This is a genomic window from Streptomyces tricolor (genome assembly GCF_002155905.1).
Lineage (GTDB): Bacteria > Actinomycetota > Actinomycetes > Streptomycetales > Streptomycetaceae > Streptomyces > Streptomyces tricolor.
On the sequence record NZ_MUMF01000263.1, the window covers coordinates 1 to 16,974 of the forward strand.

Consider the following 16,974-nt stretch of genomic DNA (forward strand, 5'->3'; position numbering starts at 1 on the left):
CTCAGGCCCTCGCCCTCGACCTCGGCGGCCGCACCGCGCTCGTCACCGGTGCCGCCAGCGGCATCGGCCGCGCCTGCGCGCTGCGGCTCGCCGCCGCCGGCACCGATGTGCTGGTCAACAACGCCGGGCTGCAACTCGTGCGGCCCATCGAGGAGTTCCCGCCCGAGGTGTTCCACACGGTGCTGACCGTGATGCTGGAGGCACCGTTCCGCCTCATCCGCGGCGCCCTGCCGCACATGTACGCACACCGGTGGGGCCGCATTGTGAATGTGTCCTCCGTCCATGGTCTGCGCGCCTCGGCCTTCAAGTCCGCTTATGTGGCCGCCAAGCATGGCCTCGAAGGCCTGTCCAAGACGGCCGCGCTGGAAGGCGCCGCCCACGGTGTGACCTCGAACTGTGTGAACCCGGCATATGTGCGCACCCCACTGGTCGAGAAGCAGATCGCCGACCAGGCGCAGGCACACGGCATCCCCGAGGAACGCGTGCTGTCCGAGGTCCTGCTGAAGGACAGCGCCCTGAAGCGGCTCATCGAACCCGAGGAGGTCGCCGAGGCCGTGGCCTACCTGTGCAGCCCGCAGGCGTCCTTCGTCACCGGCACCTCCCTCGTCCTGGACGGCGGGTGGACGGCCCACTGAAAGGCCCGGCCGCACCGGCTCCCGGAGTTTTCCACAGGCCTGCCGGGCCGGGTGGCCGATACGGAATCCTGTGACCATGTCCCGCGATCAACTGCAGTCGGCACCCAGCGGCAGCGCCGAGGCCCCTTACCTCGACCTGCTGGCCCGCGACGCCTCCGTGGAGGCCTACGAGCAGCCCGTCCTGCTCGCCCGAGCCGCGGGCGAGCCGGCCGACCGGATCGCCGCGCTGGAAGAGGCCAGACTGCTCGCGCTGCGCGTGCGCGCGGAGCTGGAGGGCCGCCGACGGCGCGAGGCGGAGCTGTCGGCGCTCTTCGAGACCGCCCACGACCTCGCCGGACTCCGCGACCTGGACGCCGTCCTGCAGGCGATCGTGCAGCGCGCCCGTTCCCTGCTCGGCACCGACGTCGCCTACCTCAGCCTCAACGACCCGGCCCGCGGCGACACCTACATGCGGGTCACGGAGGGCTCCGTCTCCGCCCGCTTCCAGCAGCTGCGCCTCGGCATGGGGGAGGGGCTCGGCGGACTCGTCGCCCAGACCGCGCGGCCGTACGTCACCGACGACTACTTCCAGGACGACCGCTTCCAGCACACCCTCACCATCGACGCCGGTGTCCGCGACGAGGGCCTGGTCGCGATCCTCGGCGTCCCTCTGATGCTCGGCCCGCACGTGATCGGCGTCCTCTTCGCGGCGGACCGGCGCGCGCGGGTCTTCGAACGCGAGCAGATCGCCCTGCTCGGCTCGTTCGCCGCGCTCGCCGCGGCGGCCATCGACACCGCCAACCTGCTCACCGAGACGAGGGCCGCGCTGGCCGGCCTGGAGCGCGCCAACGAGATCATCCAGGACCGCAGCGCCGTCATCGAGCGCGCGTCCGAGGTCCACGACCGGCTCGCCGAACTCGTCCTGCGCGGCGGCGGAGTCCACGACGTGGCCGCCGCCGTCTCCGAGGTCCTCGACGGAACCGTCCAGTTCACCGAGGCCGCGGCGGCACCGGCCGAGGCGCTGCGGGCATCCCGCGCCGAGGGGCACGCCGTACGGCACGGCAGCGACTGGATCGCCGCGGTGGCCGCCGGCGGGGAACTCCTCGGCGCGCTGGTCCTGCGCGGGCACCCCGGCCTCGACCCCGTCGACCAGCGCACCCTGGAGCGGGCGGCGATGGTCACGTCCCTGCTGCTGCTCGCCCGGCGCTCCGCCGCCGAGGCCGAACAGCGCGTTCGCGGCGAGCTGCTGGACGACCTGCTCGACGCGCGCGACCGCGACCCCCGCCTGCTGCGCGAACGCGCCAGCCGCCTCCAGGCGGACCTGGACGCCACCCATGTCGTCCTCGCCGCCCGCCTCGACGGCCCGGCGGCCGACGCCGACGAGGAGGCCTCGGCCCGCCGCCGGCTGTGGTCCGCCGCCTCCCACCTCGCGGCCACCCGGCACGGTCTGGCCGCCGCCCGCGACGGCGGCACCGTCCTGCTGCTGCCGCTCGGTGCCGGCGACACCGCCGCGGAGGTGGCCCGCCGCACCGCCCGCCATCTGGGCACGGCCGTCCACCAGCCGGTCACCGTCGGCGCCTCGGCCCCCGTGACCGACCTCGCCGGACACCCCGAGACGGTGGCCGCCGCCTACGCGGAGGGCCGCCGCTGCCTGGACGCGCTGCACCTGCTGGGCCGGGCCGGGGACGGCGCGGCGGCCGAGGACTTCGGCTTCCTCGGCCTGCTTCTCGCGGGCGAACGGGACATCGCCGGCTTCGTCGAGCGCACCATCGGCCCGGTGGTGTCGTACGACGAGCGGCGCGGCACGGAACTGCTGCGCACCCTGGACGCGTACTTCGAGGGCGGGATGAGCCCGGCACGCACCAAGGACGCGCTGCACGTCCATGTGAACACGGTCGCGCAGCGCCTGGAGCGCGTGGGCCGCCTGCTCGGCGCGGACTGGCAGACCCCCGCCCGCGCCCTGGAGATCCAACTGGCCCTGCGCCTGCACCGTCTGGCCACACCAGGACGACGCTGACCGGCCCCCTGAGCGGGAGCCGGTCAACGCGGTGGTGGGTCTCGGTGGGACCGATCGGACGGCCCCGGTGTCGATGGCCGGTCGGACGGTCCGGGCCACGGTGTGGCCGATCAGACGGCTCGGGCCACGGCGTGGCTGCTCACACGGTTGGGGGCCTCGGTGGGCCGGTCAGACGGTGCGCGCCTCGGCGGCCGGTGCCGCGTCCGCGGGCTCGGCGTCGTCGTCCGCGACCCGGGCGAGGTCCCGGTGCCGTGTCTCGCGTGCGAGGGCCACGGCGACCAGGGTCAGCACGGCGGCGGCGATCACGTACAGCGCGATCGGGGTGGAGCTGTCGTAGTCGGAGAGCAGCGCGGTGGCGATGAGCGGGGCGGGCGCACCGGCCGCCACGGAGGCGAACTGGGCGCCGATGGACGCGCCCGAGTACCGCATCCGGGTCGCGAACATCTCGGCGAAGAAAGCGGCCTGGGGCGCGTACATCGCGCCGTGCAGCACGAGGCCGACGGTCACGGCCAGGATCAGGTACCCGAACGAGCCGGTGTCCACCAGCGCGAAGAACGGGAACATCCACAGCCCGACACCGGCCGCACCCACCAGGTACACGGGCCGCCGCCCGACCCGGTCGGAGAGCGCGCCCCAGGCCGGGATGACCGCGAAGTGCACGGCCGAGCCGATGAGTACCGCGTTGAGCGCGGTCTGCTTGGAGACGCCGGCCGAGGTGGTGGCGTAGACGAGGATGAAGGCGGTGATGACGTAGTAGCTGATGTTCTCCGCCATCCGGGCGCCCATCGCCACGAGCACGTCCCGCCAGTGGTGGCGCAGCACGGAGACGAGCGGGAGCCTCTCGCTCGCGCCGGCCCGCCGCGCCTCGGCCCGCTCCAAGGCCTCCTTGAACACGGGTGATTCATCGACGGACAGACGGATCCACAGACCCACGAGGACGAGTACTCCGGAGAGCAGGAACGGAATACGCCAGCCCCAGGTGCCGAAGGCGTCGTCGGACAGCACGGCGGTGAGCAGCGAGAGCACACCCGTCGCGAGCAACTGCCCGGCGGGCGCGCCGGTCTGCGGCCACGAGGCCCAGAAACCGCGCCGCCGCGCGTCCCCGTGCTCCGACACCAGCAGGACGGCACCGCCCCACTCGCCGCCGAGTGCGAAGCCCTGCACCAGCCGCAGCACGGTGAGCAGCACCGGCGCGGCGCTCCCGATGGTGGCGTGCGTGGGCAGCAGTCCGATGGCGAACGTGGCCCCGCCCATCAGCACCAGGCTCAGCACCAGCAGCTTCTTCCGCCCCAGCCGGTCACCGTAGTGCCCGAACACGAGCGCCCCGAGCGGCCGGGCCGCGAACCCCACGGCGTACGTCAGGAACGACAGCAGCGTCCCGACGAGCGGATCGGAGTCCGGGAAGAACAACTTGTTGAACACCAACGCGGCGGCCGAGCCGTAGAGGAAGAAGTCGTACCACTCGATGGTGGTGCCGATGAGGCTGGCGGCGACGATGCGGGGGAGGCTGGCGGGGGGTGGGGGAACGGTGGTTCCGGAGGCCATGTGCGCCACTTCCTCGTGTGCGGTGGGGACGATTGTGTGTCGCCACACCGTAGAAACGGGCACGTCAGAGGCGTATGTGGTGGGACACCATAGTTCTGAGGCGAGCTATGCGCGCGGTCCCCATGCTGGCTCGTCGAAGGGTGCTTCGGCGACTCGGAAGGGGCCGGGATGAGCGATGTCTGTGATGCGTATTTCGGTGTGATTTTGATGGCGGCGGGCTGAGCCGGGTGCTGGTTCGGTGCTGGCTGAAAGCCCACGTCATCACCCGTCTTCACCTCTCCCGTGCTGACTTGGTGCTGCCTACGCTGCGTTGAAGGGGGGCGTGTGACCTGTTTTGTTGGTTCCGCCGAAGGCTGATACGCGGCTAACGCCGCTGCCGGGAGGTGCGGGCCACCCTCTTGGGGCGTCCAGGGAAGCAGCCTCTGCGTTGGCCGGTGGGCCGAGGCGTTTGCCGGCCATGCTCCACGCCTGGCACGGAGGAGACGCGATCAGCCCACGCGTCCGGCCGACCGGGCCACGTCGGATACAGCGCAACATCGGTCCGCACGGTCAACTAACCAGCGGCTGCTCGGGTCTTACAGGCCCACTCGTCCCATTCCAGGCCGATATCCCGCGCACCGAGGGATGCCAGGGCCCGGCTCCAGCAACCCGGCCCCGCGAAGAGATCAAGTATCAAGTGGCCAGCCCGAAGTCGTCCTGCGTCGGTGCGTCCGCATCCCCGCGGCACGCCCAGGGTGAGCAGCCGTCCACCGCCCCGTTCTCCAACTCGTCCGCATCGTCGGCGGCTATCTGGAGAGCGGCCCGTTCGGCGGCGGTGACGTGATCGATCGGCGCCTCGCTCAGAGGCACGCGGGAGCGGTGCAAGAACGCCTCGCCGAGCAGCCGGTTGCCCGATGCGTTGGCGCACGCATTTCCCTGCCGGATGGCCGCATCGAAATCCACCACATCCGCCCACTCGGACGGTGAGGTATCCCTGATGTGCCTCCACTGGGCATTTCCATGGAATGGGCAGCCCAGACAGCTGGACTTCGGGGTGTCGGCGAGGCCGAGCGAGGCGAGGTAGCGGATGCAGTCGGTGCGCGACCAGCCCAGGTCGATGAGCGGGTGGCGGTTGCGCATGTAGCGGACGTCGGCCTCCTTGGCGCGGTGGAATTCGTCCGTGGAGATACCCACCCACTGCCGGGTGGCGGGCGAGGCGTCCCTGCGCAGCGTGACACTGCCACCGCACTCCACCAGTCGTGTCGCGCGCTTTGTGGAGACCTTGGCGGGTGTTCTGTGATGATTGGTCAGAGTTTGGCAGTTTGCGAACGGCGTCACCCAGGACAGCCGATGAGCCCCCGCCCACGCCCGTCCCGGACGGCGCCCCTCGCCGCACACTGCATGGCACGGAGCCGGGGAGCGGGGGAGTGATGGCAGTACGTCGACGGCGCCGGCGCTTGAAGAAGCGGACGCGTAGGCAACTACAGGGCTGGGGCGCGGTGTCGGCGGTGATCGCCGTGGTGTGGATGGCCGCGAACTGGTCGGTGGTGTGGCCCGTTCTCGTGGCCGTGCTCGCCGCGGCCGTGGTGGGCGGGGCCGGATGGGCACTGTTGCGGGCGCACCGTCTCGCGGTCGGCCAGGACCGGGCGTGGCGGGCGCGGGAGGAGGCCAGGGCGCGGGAGTTGTCGATGGCCGAGGTCGACGCGCTGTCGTGGCAGGAGTTCGAGGAGTATGTCGCCGATCTGTGCCGACGGGACGGCTGCACGAAGGTCGTCGTCAGTGGCAGGAGCGGCGACCTGGGCGCGGACGTCGTCGGCTACTTGGCCGACGGCCGAAAGCTGGTCGTCCAGTGCAAGAAGTACGCACCCCACCGGAGCGTTTCCTCGCAGGACATGCAGAAGTTCGTCGGCACCGCCCGTCTCGAACACGGCGCGGATGTCGCGTTGTTCGTGACCACTTGCCGCACCTTCACGAAGGCCGCGGTGGGACTGGCACTGCGCCAGGACATCGTGGCCCTGCACCGTGACCTGCTGGGCGCCTGGGTCAAGGGCGCTCGTCTGGAGACCTTGATCCCGCTGAACGGCGGCGACGGTGGTATCAGGCGGCGCCCGTCTGCCTGACGGCGGAGGACTGCTGCTGGGCGTCTCCAGTACGTGCGAGCCGAAGAAGCGGCCGGCCACTGGTTCCGCGGCGGAGACGCGGCGTCGGCCTGGCTGAGCAGCGTCCATGCCTTCGCTGAGGCATGGACGTTCGAGTCGGCGGCCGGTTCGACCTCGTCACCGCCGATCACGGTGGTGTCGTGCCGGTGTGCGGTGGCGCCGACGACGACACGAGGAAGGCCGAGAGGCTGTTCCGCATCGCCTCCGAGAGGTGACTGTGCCGATCGCTGCGGCGTCGTTGGCGCAGGTCACCGGCGATCCGGCGAACCCCGTGGCGGACCGGCCCACTCCCGGGCGTCCACCGGCCAGACACCGGCACTCGTCCGCCTCGGCATCGGGGACTACCGGCTGACCTGGGACACGGTCGGGACGTACGGCGGCAGCGTGCAACTCGTCGCCACCGGCGCGACGGTCCGCCTGCCGCCAGGGCAACTCCCCGGGTCGACGTACGCGTCTGGTGACACGGCCCAGCCGGCCTGCGGGTCGACGCGCCGTTCGCCGCGGCATGTGTGCGCCGGCCGTAGCTCCGGTCAGTGCAGAGCCGATGGCGGCAGGGTCCGGAGCGACTGGAGTGCGGCGTACAACTCGGCTGTGCCGACCGGGTCGGTGACGGTGCGTCCGGTGAGTGCGTGGATCCGGCGTAGCCGCTGACGGACGGTGTTGGCGTGACAGTGCAGGGCCCGCGCGGCCTTCTCCGTGGAGCCGGAGGCCGCGTACCACGCGGTGAGTGTGCCGATCAGCATGGTGCGTTGCTCGGCGGGGAGATCGAGCAGCGCACCGAGTACGGAGCGGGCCATCCGGGCGGCGACGTCGGGGGAGTCCGCCACCAGCCCGGCCAGCGGGCCGTCGTCGAAACGGACGACCCGCGGGCCGGCCGTGTCGGCTGCGGCCAGGGCAAGCCGGGCCAGCCGCAGGCCCGTGGGGCATTCGGCGAGGCTCGTGAAGGCGGGGCTCACCCCGTAGCGGAGGGTGGCCTGCCGCTGGAGCACGGTCAGCAGCCGCTCCAGTGTGCGCTGGTCGCGGACCGAGACCAGGCCCGCCAGCAGACCGGCAGTGTGGCTCCAGGCGGAGGCGATGCCGTGGGCGGCGAGCCGGTTGCCGAGTTCGGGCGCCGGCCCGGGCGGCGGGTCGGCGACCAGCACCACGAACAGTCCGTCGTAGGGCAGGCGAAGGGCGTCCGCCGCCCGCCAGAGGGCCTCCGTGGTGCGGGCGGTGCCGTCGAAGAGCTCGGCGAGAGCGGGGGAGCCCACCTGGCCCGTGGCGGCCCCTGACGCATGCCGGTAGGCGGCGGTGATCTCGTTGGCACCGGTTTCGATCAGCCCGAGCAGGCGGGCGGCGCCGTCGGGCAGCGCCTCCAGCCCGTGATGGCCCGCGTTGCGTGCCTCGGCGGTCAGCTCCTCCAGCAGCATGCGTCCGCCCGCGTGGTAGGCGGCGATCACGGCGGGCAGCGGAACGCCCTGACCGGCCCTGCGCAGCGCCGTGGCGGTGGCCGGCGCGGCGCCATGACGACCCGTCAGCGAGGAAAGCGTGAAGGCAAGATGGGCGCGGCAGGAGGCGCGTAGCTCCTCGATGGGGACCAGTCGACGGTAGGCGACGGTGCCGGACGGTGCGAGGATCCGCTCGGCTGCCTGCTCGCCCAGTTCGGTCAGCCGTCCCTTCAAGGCGGTGGCGAGTAAGCCGATCCGTCGATCCGTCGGCTGGGTGGTGACGGGAATGTCGGGCATGGCCGCATCCTAACGAGGGTGTACGGCATTGCCGAACGGTATATGTCATTGTCGTTGATCACATGATGACGCGTCACACCATGTGAGCGGCGCTATCACCAGCCGCACACCGCTCGCTCGATCATCGGTGCACGAACTCGTCAGCCTCACTCACCCCGAGGACCCTCATGAGACTTCTGCGCACCGCCGTGCCCGCCCTCGCCGCACTGCTGGCGGTCACCCTGATCGCGGTGCCCGCTCCGGCCGCCGCCGTGGAGAGCGGTGATCTCAGCGACGCCTTCTACACCCCACCGCCCGGCGAACTCACCACAGGGTCTGGCGAGTTGATCCGGTACCGAGCCGCCGACTTCCGCATCGAGCCGACCGGTCTCATCGACCAGGACGTCCGCTCCTGGCAGTTGCTGTACGGCTCCGCCGACGCCGAGGGCCGCCGGATCGCCGTCTCCGGCACCGTGCTCGTCCCCGAGACCCCGTACGCCGGTCCCGGCCCGCGCCCGGTGGTCGCGCACGCCATCGGCACGCACGGCCTGGGCGACCGATGCGCTCCCTCGCGGGCACTGGCCGAAGGCACCCAGTACGAGAGCCTCGTCATCAAGTCGATGCTCGACCGCGGCTGGGCCGTGGTCGTCACCGACTACCAGGGTCTCGGCACCCCCGGCGGGCACAGCTACGTCAACGGCAGGGCCGAGGGCCAGGCCGTGCTGGACTCGGTGCGGGCCGCCCAGCGGCTGCCCGAGGCGGGGATCGCTGCCGACGCTCCGGTTCTTGTCGCCGGTTACTCGCAGGGCGGCCAGGCGGCGAGCTGGGCGGCGGAGCTCCAGCCGTCGTACGCACCGGAGCTGGACCTGCGCGGCGCGTCGGTCGGAGCGCCCGCCGCGGACCTTCTGGTGGTCGCGGAGGGAGTGGACGGCAGTCCGGCCTTCGGCTTCGGCCTGACCGCGGCCGTCGGCCTGAAGCACGCATACCCGGAACTCCCCCTGGAGGAGCTGTTCACCGACCACGGCCGCGAGCTGCTGGCCGACATCTCCGACGACTGCACGCTGCAGATCGCCGCCAAGTACGGACTGCACAGCTGGGACGGGCTGACCACCGAGGACCCGTTCGCGCGAGGCGACTGGCGCGCCCGCCTCACCGAACAACGGGCCGGGCAGCACCGTCCGGCGGTGCCGGTGCGGCTCTACCACTCGCGCCTGGACGACGTGATCCCCTACCGGGCGGGCACCGAGCTGAAGGACCGGCTCTGCGCACTCGGCGCGTCCGTCGACTGGGACTCGTACCTCGTGCCCACCCACATCGCCACTTTCTACGCAGCTGCCCCGGACACGACCGGCTGGCTGGCGGACCGCCTGGAGGGCAGGCCGGTGGCGAACGACTGCTGACCGAGCGGCGTGCGTCGGAAACGGGCCCGACGGCCAGCGCCTCCTCACCACGGCACAGTCCGTGCTCGTCGGCGCATGTTGCTTGAGTCCCTGGCCGTGCCGGCTGCTGATGCCCCGTCCCGGGTTGCCTGGTCGGCCGGCACCTCGCTGTACCGGCCCCGGCAGGCGCTACGTCGGGGCGGGCAGGTGCGGGGAGCGGAGCACGAGCAGGGTGATCTCGCTGGGGGCGAAGACGCGGAACGGCGGGCCCCAGAAGCCGGTGCCGCGGCTGGTGTAGAGGAGGGTGCGGGTGCCGTGGTGGCTGAGGCCGGCGAGGGCGGGCTGGTCGAGGTGGACCAGGTGGTGGAAGGGCCAGATCTGGCCGCCGTGGGTGTGGCCGGAGAGTTGGAGGTCGATGCCGGCGGCTGCCGCCCGGTCGATGAACTTGGGCTGGTGCGCCAGGAGCAGGACGGGCAGGTCGGGGTCGGCGCCGTGCAGGGCTCCGGCGAGGTGGGCGCGATGGCCTGTCAAACCGGAGGACTCGGCGGTGACGTCGTCCACGCCGGCGACCACGAGGGTGTCGCCTCCGCGTTCGAGCAGCAGATGGCGGTTGCGCAGCGGCTCCCAGCCCAGCTCGTCCATCAGGTCGACCCAGCCCTGGGCCTCGCTGTAGTACTCGTGGTTGCCGGTGACGTAGACCCGGGCCCGGGTGGCCCGCACGGTGGCGAGTGGGGCGGCCTGGGCGCGGCGGCGTTCGGCGGTGCCGTCCGCGATGTCACCCGTGTGACAGACGAGGTCCGCTTCCAGGGCGTTCACCGTCTCGCACACCCGCGCCGACCAGCGGGCTCGATCGAGGGGACCGTAGTGGGTGTCGGTGATGAGGACGACGCGGAGGCCGTCCAGCCCGGCACCGAGCCGCGGGAGTTGCACGTCGAGTCGGCGCACGCGGGGAACGCGGCGGGCTTCGGCGTACCCCCAGGTGAGGAGTACGGCGGTTGTGCCGAGCACGGCCCATGTGACCGTTCGAGCCCGGTCCTGGCTCGCGCCGACGCCGGCCACGGTGAGGGCGAGCCGCAAGAGGATGCCGAGCAGCAGGGACCAGGTGAACAGAACCCAGCCGGCGCCCAGCAGGGTGTCACCGACGATCGCAGCGCGGTCCTGTTGGCGCCGGCCGTGGCCGCGCGCCATCGCGAGCGGCATTCCGAAGAGACCGAGGGCGAAGAGGGCGGTGCCGGCGAGTGCGACGGGCAGCGGCCAGTGCTGGCCGGTGTGCAGGAGCATCCAGCAGGGCACGGCCCACAGCAGGACAGGGGCGATCAGGGGGACGTAGCGCATCAGGCGGCGCAGTCGGCTCGGCCGCGAAGCCGGCGCTTCGCTGTCTGCGGGCCGGGTGTTGCCGGTGTCGGTCACGCTTCCCTCTCTGACCAGGCTGCCCTCTCGCGCACTGTATCCGGGCGCCCCCTTCTTCGACAGGGCGCTCGGCCACCAACTGTGTCGGCTGAGTGATTCTGGCCCTTGCCGGATGCCTCGGGCCGACCNNGGTCGGCCCGAGGCATCCGGGCGTCTTCAGGCCACGAGCGATTCGTCCGCGAGGAACTTCTCCACGAACTCCAGTGTCCGACGGTCGAAGTCGGCGTACTGGGCCTCGCGTTCGGCGCCCGTGACCGCGTCGCCGACGAGCAGATTGCCCTCGTCGTCGACGCGCTGCGGTCGCTCCTCGGCGTCGAGGAGCAGGCCCACGGTGGAGCGTGAGAAGCCGCAGTACAAGGCGATGCCCTCGCTCAGGGTGGCCTCAAGGACGGACTGCATTCCCTGTGCGATGGGATCGTCGGCGGTGGCGCCGGCCAGGCCGAGCCACAGGATGCGCTTGCCGGCCAGGCGGGGCTTGCTGCGGCCGTAGGCGAACCCGTAGTTCCACACGCGGTCGATCCATCCCTTGAGGACTGCCGGCACGCTCTGCCAGTACACGGGGAAGACGGCGACGATGACATCGGCGTCGAGGATGCGCCGCATATGAGCATGTGTCTCTTCCGAGTACCTCTTCTCCCGGTTGCCCCAGTCCGGCTGGTCCTCCACGTTCATCCGAGGGTCGAATCCCTCGGCGTGCAGGTCGAGCAGATCGATGCGGTATCCGGCGGCTCCGAGGCGGGCGGCCGCACGGCGGGCGGTGTGTGCGGTGAGGGAATCGCTACGGTGGTGTGCGACGACCACGAGGGCTGTTCCGGCGTCACCGGTGTGCTGAGGCACAGTGTCTCCCGACTGGACTCGATGTGTTCGGTGAGTCCAGTACAACCGGGGCCGTGTAGATGATCCATGGGAGAAAGTCTCCAAGGCATAGGAGATCGTCTACGATTCCCCTATGGATCCCTTGAGTTCGCTGCTGAGCGGCATCCGGGCCGAGGGCTCGGTCGTCAGCCATGCCGTCCTGAAGGCGCCCTGGACCATCCGCTTCGCCGACGGCGCACCGCTCACCATGGTCACCGTGCTGCGCGGGGGCGGCAGCCTGCTGCTGCCCGACGGCACCGAGCGGGTGATCGCCGCAGGCGACACGGCCATCGTGCGCGGCCCCGCACCGTTCCATCTCGCAGACGAGCCCGCCGCCGTCCACCGCCCCCGCGCGGAGTACGAGATCAACTGCTTCGCCGCACAATCCCCGTGCTCAGTACAAGCGTTGGGCGGGATCAACTGGGGCACCGACACGGGCGGAGCCACGGCACTCATTGTGGGTGCCTACCGCGCCTCCGGCCATCGCCACGAACGGCTCCTGCGCGCGCTGCCGCCCGTTCTTGTCGTCACCGAGGACGCCGAAGTCTGCGCCTGGCTGGAGAGTTCAGCCGCCGACGCCGCACGGCTCTCCTCCGGTTCGCAGGCGCTGATGGACCGGCTCCTGGACTGGGCTCTGGTGTGCACGCTGCGCACCTGGTTCGAGCGGTCGGGTGACGACGCTCCGAGCTGGTATCGCGGCCTCGCCGACCCGGTCCTGGCGCCCGCCCTGCACGCCTTCCACGACCGGCCCGCCGATGCATGGACAGTCGCGTCGCTCGCCGCGCAAGCCGGCGTCTCCCGGGCGCTGTTCGCCAGACGCTTCACCGAACTGATGGGCCGCCCGCCCCTCGCCTACCTCACCGAGTGCCGCATGGACGAAGCCGAGGCCCTCCTTGCCGACACCGACCTCAGCATCGCCCAGATCGCGAAGACCGTCGGATACGCCGACGCCTTCGGCTTCAGCGCCGCTTTCAAACGCCACAAAGGCCTGAGTCCCAGTACGTTCCGCGCTGCGGCGGCGTGACCTACAGCGCGCGGCGGCAAGGACGCGGCCTCCGGCGCCGGCCGCCTGCTCCTTCCACCGCGCTGCGTCAACTGGTAGCGGCCGACACCGAACTGCGTCTCACCGTTGAAGTCGTCGTTGGCCTGGTGCCCGGCCTGTTCGGCGGCCCGCACGAAGGCCGAGGCGAGGGGATGCCCCGGACCTGCCGTCGCTGACCGTCAGTGGTCCGCCGACCCCGTGGTAGATGTCCTCGCCGCGCTCGTTGTCCTCCGAGCGTCCGAAGTACGGGAGTACGTCGGCGTAACCCCAGCCGGTCGCCCCGGCCGCCGCCCGTCCGTCGTAGTCGGCGCGATTGCCCCGGATGTAGATCACCGCGTTGATCGAGCTGGAGCCGCCGAACACCTTGCCCCTGGGCAGGTAGGTCCGCCGCCCGCCGATGCCGGGTTCCGGGTCGGAGTCGAGGTCCCAGTCCAGCTCGGACTTGAACAGCTGCGGGAAGGCGGCCGGGACGTGGATCTCCTGTGCTGTGTCGGGGCCGCCGGCCTCGATCAGCGCGACCCGCACGTCGGGGTCCTCCGAGAGTCGCGCCGCGAGAACGCAGCCTGCGGACCCGGCGCCGACGATGACGTAGTCGTACATGCTCATCCCGTCCCTTGAAGGAATACAGCGTGGTGGCGAACGAAGAGGCGGCGCCGGCCCCGGTGAGTCCGGCCCGTCCTGGTTACCGGGGCGAACGCGCCGGATCGAGGACGCGTGCGAGGAAGTCGAGCTGGTCGGCCAGCACTCGCCGCTGTCCCGGTCCGGCGTAGACATCCAGGTGGTCCACGGGGTACTCGCGCAGCTCCCCTCGCCGGCCGGCCTTCCGGGCGGTCCGCCGGGCCGCCCCGGCCGGTGCGATGCGGTCCTCCGTGCCGATCTGCACGAGGACCGGGCAGGCCCAAGCGCCCGGCGAAGGTGGTGGGCCGGTTCAGGCCGACCTTCAGCGCCGCGCGTGCGCACACCTCGTTGCGGAAGGCGGGACGGGCGAACGACGCGCAGATCTCCTGCGCGCGGGGGACGCCCATCATGGCCAGCGACCCGGGCTCCGCTACGACCGGTACGTGGTGCGGCGGCCGAGCGGTCAGGGCGCGAGCGGCGTCACGCAGCCCGTGCCCGGCCAGGCGCAGCAGCCGGCCGACCCCGGCTGGCGCACGACATGGGCCAGCGAGGCGAGACCGTCGGTCACGGGCGTCAGCGAGACCACCGCCGCGACACGGGCGTCCTGGGCGGCGACGACGAGGGCGTGGCCGCCCGCGTACGACACCCCTCACAGCACGACCCGGTCCGGGTCGACGCCGGGCAGCCGCCGGGCGGCCGCGAGGGCCGCGTGGTAGTCCTGCCGCTGGCGGCGGACCGAGACGTCCTGGCGGGGGGTGCCGTCGGAGTCGCCGAAGCCCCGGTAGTCGAAGACGAATGCGTCGATGCCGGCTTCGGCGAAGCCCTCGGCGTAGTTCAGCAGGCCGCTGTCCCGGGTGCCGCCGAAGCCGTGGGCCATGACCACGCAGGGCCGTCCGCCCGGGCCGGTCAGGGCGTCGCTGCCGGCCGGCACGTGCCAGGCGGCGCAGCGGGCGCCATGGCTGACGAAGGTGAGGTCGCGCTTCACCGTGCCGCCTCCGGCCGGGCCGACGGCACCGGGCCGCCGGCGGTGAAGCGGAGGGCGCTGTCCTCGACCGGTCCCTCACGCAGCCGCTCGACGTCCCTCTCGTACGCCATCTCCACCGTCCATGGGGGCCGCTCGTCCCCGCCCGCGGGAACTCCCTGATGCCTCGTAGGACGTAGTTCGACCTCAGATCCATGTATGGCACCCGTTCGACGGTCGGGTCGTCGAGGACGGCTGCGACGGTGTCGTAGCCGTGGGCGTCCATGTGGTCGAGCAGGCGGCAGAAATGCTCGCAGACCAGATCGACCTTGAGCGTCCACGAGAGGTTGGTGTAGCCGAGCGCGAAGACGAGGTTCGGCACGCCGGAGAGCATCATCGCCTTGTACGCCATGGTGTCCGAGGGTTTCGTCTCGCGGCCGTCGACGCTCAGCCGGATTCCGCCGAAGGGCGACATGGTGAGCCCGGCCGCGGTGACGGCGATGTCGGCGGTCAGTTCCTGGCCGGACTTCAGCAGGATGCCGGTCTTGGTGAACCGGTCGATGTGGTCGGTGACGACCGAGGCCCGCCCGGCCGAGGTCGCCTCGAACAGATCGCCGTCGGGCACCACGCACAGCCGCTGGTCCCAGGGGGCGTAGCGCGGGGTGAAGTGGGTGTCGATGTCGAAGTGCCGGGGGAGTTGCCGGCGCACGTTGGCGATGAGCAGTCTGCGCATGAGTTTCGGCATGCGCCGGCTGGCCTTGTAGATCGCGCGCGTGAACAGGATGTTTTTGCGGCGGACCATCCGGTGCGCCCGTTCGTGGCCGACCAGTTTCCGCAGCGCGTGGGCCAGGGAGTCATGGGCCGGCATCGAGAACACATAGCTGGGTGAGCGCTGCAGCATGGTGACGTGGCCGGCGGTGCGGGCCATCGAGGGGATGAGGGTGATGGCCGTGGCACCGCTGCCGATCACGACGACCCGCTTGCCGGTGTGGTCGAGCTCCGCCGGCCAGTGCTGCGGATGGATCACCGTGCCGGCGAAGTCCTCGATGCCCGGGAACTCCGGTGGGAATCCGGCGTCGTGGTCGTGCTCCAGTCGGGGGCAGGCGTGCGACGCGTGCGAAGGCTGCCTGCGATCGCCCTGCCGGCCCTGCTCCGCCGCTTCCCCACGCTCACACTCGCCGTCCCCGAAACGGCCCTCCGCTTCCGCCAGGGCTCAACGGTCTACGGCGTGGAGGCCCTGCCGGTCGCCTGGTGACCGCCGGCCCCGCCGCCTGACCCTGGTTCTTCCGCACCGCGCACATATGTGCCGTAACACAGGACGTTGGCGTGGCCGGCGGGACGACCTGCGTCCGCGGGCGAACATTTTTGCGCGCGGGCCCGTAGGAACGGCCTGGTGGTGCTTCATCAGGTTCTGGCTCGGTTCCGGGCAGAGGGCGGTCGCAGGTGGTGCAGGTGCCGGTCCAGCGCCTCAGCAGGTGATGGTGGCCGGCCCGACCGGTGACGGGGTTCCGGCTCGTGCGCGGTTCCACGGCACTGCGCACAAGCCGGAGAGCAGACGAAAGGCGCCACAGCCCTGGCGGTCCGACGGACCCCACCAGCTGCAGCAGACACCGTCGGCGACCCGGCCGCCGCCTCTGCTGTCCGTTCGGCCCGGCAGACGCCGAGGGGCCGCCGCGCTTCCTGGCGACATGTGGCGCGGTGGCACAGTCTCGTTTTCCGGTCACGGGAACGGTTCTGACTCCCGACCCACGGCAGCCCCCCGCTTGCTGCCCACCTGTAATCAACCCCGTTCGTTTCATTGACATTTCACTCAGAAGTCCTACCGTTGGGAGCGCTCCCATGACAGCTTGCCACTGGAAGGAGTTCCCCCCACATGCGCAAACAGAGTCCGTTAACCGGGCGTTCGCGGTCGTCCCTCCGCCGGCCGCTCCAGGCGCTCGCCATGCTGTTCGCCGTGGTTGTCGGCGCACTGACCTGGTCGGCTCCCGCCCAGGCCCACGGCACCGTCGTCGACCCCGCTTCCCGCGCGTACCAGTGCTGGAAGACGTGGGGCAGCAACCACACGAACCCGGCCATGCAGACCGAGGACCCCATGTGTTGGCAGGCCTTCCAGGCCAACCCCGACACCATGTGGAACTGGATGAGCGCGCTCCGCGACGGCCTCGGTGGCCAGTTCCAGGCGCGGACCCCCGACGGGACGCTCTGCAGCAACAACCTCTCGCGGAACGCCAGCCTGAACAAGCCCGGGCCGTGGAGGACCACCACCGTCGGCAACAACTTCACGGTCCACCTGTACGACCAGGCGTCCCACGGTGCCGACTACTTCAAGGTCTACGTGAGCAAGCAGGGCTTCAACCCCAAGACCCAGACCCTGGGCTGGGGCAACCTTGACTTCATCACGCAGACCGGCCGCTTCGCCCCGGCGCAGGACATCACGTTCCCCGTCCAGACCTCCGGCTACACCGGACACCACATCCTGTTCGTGATCTGGCAGGCCTCGCACCTCGACCAGGCCTACATGTGGTGCAGCGACGTGAACTTCGGCTGAGCCGGGGAGCGCCGCACACGGCACCGACCTCGGCCGGGCGGCCGGTAACCCGCCGCCCGGCCGACCGAGCTGCGTCGGGGAGGGGAACCCATGTGGTCACCCTGCCCCGACGGCAAAACCTTGGTCAGCGCCCCGCGGCTCATC

General features: G+C 71.3%; 18 protein-coding genes and 2 pseudogenes. 9 read left to right on the forward strand and 11 right to left on the reverse strand.

Annotation, left to right across the window (positions count from 1 at the left end):
* Together CCN44_RS19365 and CCN44_RS19370 are read left to right on the forward strand one after the other, a co-directional pair.
* Positions 1-635: SDR family oxidoreductase (locus CCN44_RS19365; RefSeq protein WP_244203939.1), on the forward strand; the 635-nt coding region annotated here is incomplete at its 5' end.
* 76 nt (positions 636-711) lie between these two features.
* Positions 712-2,631 (forward strand): helix-turn-helix domain-containing protein, encoded by a 1,920-nt coding sequence (locus CCN44_RS19370; RefSeq protein WP_086698418.1) that lies wholly within the window; start codon positions 712-714, stop codon positions 2,629-2,631.
* Positions 2,632-2,799: 168 nt separating this feature from the next.
* On the opposite strand, the gene CCN44_RS19375 is transcribed toward CCN44_RS19370, so the two are convergent.
* The 3 genes and pseudogenes from CCN44_RS19375 to CCN44_RS19380 all read right to left on the reverse strand — a co-directional run bounded on the left by CCN44_RS19375 (position 2,800) and on the right by CCN44_RS19380 (position 5,493).
* Entirely contained in the window at positions 2,800-4,176 is a 1,377-nt protein-coding gene (locus CCN44_RS19375; RefSeq protein WP_086698393.1) for an MFS transporter, read from the reverse strand.
* A 396-nt stretch (positions 4,177-4,572) separates the two neighbouring features.
* A pseudogene (locus CCN44_RS46300) lies at positions 4,573-4,852 on the reverse strand (DNA cytosine methyltransferase); the annotation flags it as partial.
* Positions 4,849-5,493 (reverse strand): hypothetical protein, encoded by a 645-nt coding sequence (locus CCN44_RS19380; protein WP_237480975.1) that lies wholly within the window; start codon positions 5,491-5,493, stop codon positions 4,849-4,851. The gene CCN44_RS19380 and the pseudogene CCN44_RS46300, both read right to left, overlap by 4 nt.
* 188 nt (positions 5,494-5,681) lie before the next feature.
* Here CCN44_RS19380 and CCN44_RS19385 point away from each other — a divergent pair, with 188 nt between their 5' ends.
* Together CCN44_RS19385 and CCN44_RS47385 are read left to right on the forward strand one after the other, a co-directional pair.
* The gene (locus tag CCN44_RS19385) at positions 5,682-6,275 is read left to right on the forward strand and encodes a restriction endonuclease (protein WP_086698420.1); all 594 of its coding nucleotides are present in this window, start codon (positions 5,682-5,684) and stop codon (positions 6,273-6,275) included.
* A gap of 122 nt (positions 6,276-6,397) precedes the next feature.
* Complete coding sequence (locus CCN44_RS47385; protein WP_272934962.1) at positions 6,398-6,529, forward strand: hypothetical protein; 132 nt, start codon at positions 6,398-6,400, stop codon at positions 6,527-6,529.
* Positions 6,530-6,844: 315 nt separating this feature from the next.
* Here CCN44_RS47385 and CCN44_RS19390 read toward each other — a convergent pair whose 3' ends face one another.
* A complete protein-coding gene (locus CCN44_RS19390) occupies positions 6,845-8,038 on the reverse strand; it encodes a PucR family transcriptional regulator (RefSeq protein ID WP_086698394.1) in 1,194 nt (397 codons plus the stop codon).
* A gap of 167 nt (positions 8,039-8,205) precedes the next feature.
* On the opposite strand from CCN44_RS19390, the gene CCN44_RS19395 reads away from it, so the two are divergent.
* Positions 8,206-9,417, forward strand: coding sequence for a lipase family protein (locus CCN44_RS19395; RefSeq protein WP_086698395.1), 1,212 nt, complete (start codon positions 8,206-8,208; stop codon positions 9,415-9,417).
* A 168-nt stretch (positions 9,418-9,585) separates the two neighbouring features.
* Here the strand turns inward: CCN44_RS19395 and CCN44_RS19400 are convergent, their stop codons facing one another.
* Together CCN44_RS19400 and CCN44_RS19405 are read right to left on the reverse strand one after the other, a co-directional pair.
* Positions 9,586-10,806: a metallophosphoesterase gene (locus tag CCN44_RS19400; protein WP_086698396.1), complete on the reverse strand. Its 1,221-nt coding sequence runs from the start codon at positions 10,804-10,806 to the stop codon at positions 9,586-9,588.
* A 156-nt stretch (positions 10,807-10,962) separates the two neighbouring features.
* Complete coding sequence (locus CCN44_RS19405) at positions 10,963-11,643, reverse strand: NAD(P)H oxidoreductase (RefSeq protein WP_167404005.1); 681 nt, start codon at positions 11,641-11,643, stop codon at positions 10,963-10,965.
* A gap of 112 nt (positions 11,644-11,755) precedes the next feature.
* Here CCN44_RS19405 and CCN44_RS19410 point away from each other — a divergent pair, with 112 nt between their 5' ends.
* Positions 11,756-12,685, forward strand: a complete 930-nt coding sequence (locus CCN44_RS19410; protein ID WP_086698398.1) for an AraC family transcriptional regulator — start codon at positions 11,756-11,758, stop codon at positions 12,683-12,685.
* Between the two features lie 99 nt (positions 12,686-12,784).
* Here CCN44_RS19410 and CCN44_RS19415 read toward each other — a convergent pair whose 3' ends face one another.
* The 4 genes from CCN44_RS19415 to CCN44_RS45590 all read right to left on the reverse strand — a co-directional run bounded on the left by CCN44_RS19415 (position 12,785) and on the right by CCN44_RS45590 (position 14,306).
* The gene (locus CCN44_RS19415; protein WP_308406206.1) at positions 12,785-13,309 is read right to left on the reverse strand and encodes a GMC family oxidoreductase; all 525 of its coding nucleotides are present in this window, start codon (positions 13,307-13,309) and stop codon (positions 12,785-12,787) included.
* A 76-nt stretch (positions 13,310-13,385) separates the two neighbouring features.
* The gene (locus CCN44_RS45580; RefSeq protein WP_208639797.1) at positions 13,386-13,586 is read right to left on the reverse strand and encodes an alpha/beta fold hydrolase; all 201 of its coding nucleotides are present in this window, start codon (positions 13,584-13,586) and stop codon (positions 13,386-13,388) included.
* Between the two features lie 198 nt (positions 13,587-13,784).
* Positions 13,785-13,967 carry a hypothetical protein gene (locus CCN44_RS45585; protein WP_208639798.1) on the reverse strand — a complete coding sequence of 61 codons (183 nt, stop codon included), beginning with the start codon at positions 13,965-13,967 and terminating at the stop codon, positions 13,785-13,787.
* Between the two features lie 3 nt (positions 13,968-13,970).
* Positions 13,971-14,306: an alpha/beta hydrolase gene (locus tag CCN44_RS45590; protein ID WP_208639799.1), complete on the reverse strand. Its 336-nt coding sequence runs from the start codon at positions 14,304-14,306 to the stop codon at positions 13,971-13,973.
* Positions 14,307-14,556: 250 nt separating this feature from the next.
* Between CCN44_RS45590 and CCN44_RS46305 the strand changes: the two genes are divergently transcribed.
* Entirely contained in the window at positions 14,557-15,171 is a 615-nt protein-coding gene (locus CCN44_RS46305) for a hypothetical protein (protein ID WP_167404004.1), read from the forward strand.
* Between the two features lie 15 nt (positions 15,172-15,186).
* Here the strand turns inward: CCN44_RS46305 and CCN44_RS46310 are convergent.
* Positions 15,187-15,309 (reverse strand): annotated as a pseudogene (locus CCN44_RS46310) (hypothetical protein); the annotation flags it as partial.
* 87 nt (positions 15,310-15,396) lie between these two features.
* Here CCN44_RS46310 and CCN44_RS46315 point away from each other — a divergent pair.
* Together CCN44_RS46315 and CCN44_RS19435 are read left to right on the forward strand one after the other, a co-directional pair.
* Positions 15,397-15,537, forward strand: a complete 141-nt coding sequence (locus tag CCN44_RS46315; RefSeq protein ID WP_189397340.1) for a hypothetical protein — start codon at positions 15,397-15,399, stop codon at positions 15,535-15,537.
* Between the two features lie 618 nt (positions 15,538-16,155).
* Positions 16,156-16,830, forward strand: coding sequence for a lytic polysaccharide monooxygenase auxiliary activity family 9 protein (locus tag CCN44_RS19435; RefSeq protein WP_462509655.1), 675 nt, complete (start codon positions 16,156-16,158; stop codon positions 16,828-16,830).
* Positions 16,831-16,974: the final 144 nt, after the last annotated feature.

Excerpts from the sequence above, each read along its gene's own strand:
- CCN44_RS19370 (WP_086698418.1), top strand. The coding sequence starts at position 712 with ATGTCCCGCGATCAACTGCAGTCGGCACCCAGCGGCAGCGCCGAGGCC.
- CCN44_RS19375 (WP_086698393.1), bottom strand. The coding sequence starts at position 4,176 with ATGGCCTCCGGAACCACCGTTCCCCCACCCCCCGCCAGCCTCCCCCGC.
- CCN44_RS19385 (WP_086698420.1), top strand. The coding sequence starts at position 5,682 with ATGGCCGCGAACTGGTCGGTGGTGTGGCCCGTTCTCGTGGCCGTGCTC.
- CCN44_RS47385 (WP_272934962.1), top strand. The coding sequence starts at position 6,398 with ATGGACGTTCGAGTCGGCGGCCGGTTCGACCTCGTCACCGCCGATCAC.
- CCN44_RS19390 (WP_086698394.1), bottom strand. The coding sequence starts at position 8,038 with ATGCCCGACATTCCCGTCACCACCCAGCCGACGGATCGACGGATCGGC.
- CCN44_RS19395 (WP_086698395.1), top strand. The coding sequence starts at position 8,206 with ATGAGACTTCTGCGCACCGCCGTGCCCGCCCTCGCCGCACTGCTGGCG.
- CCN44_RS19410 (WP_086698398.1), top strand. The coding sequence starts at position 11,756 with ATGGATCCCTTGAGTTCGCTGCTGAGCGGCATCCGGGCCGAGGGCTCG.
- CCN44_RS19415 (WP_308406206.1), bottom strand. The coding sequence starts at position 13,309 with ATGAGCATGTACGACTACGTCATCGTCGGCGCCGGGTCCGCAGGCTGC.
- CCN44_RS19435 (WP_462509655.1), top strand. The coding sequence starts at position 16,156 with ATGCGCAAACAGAGTCCGTTAACCGGGCGTTCGCGGTCGTCCCTCCGC.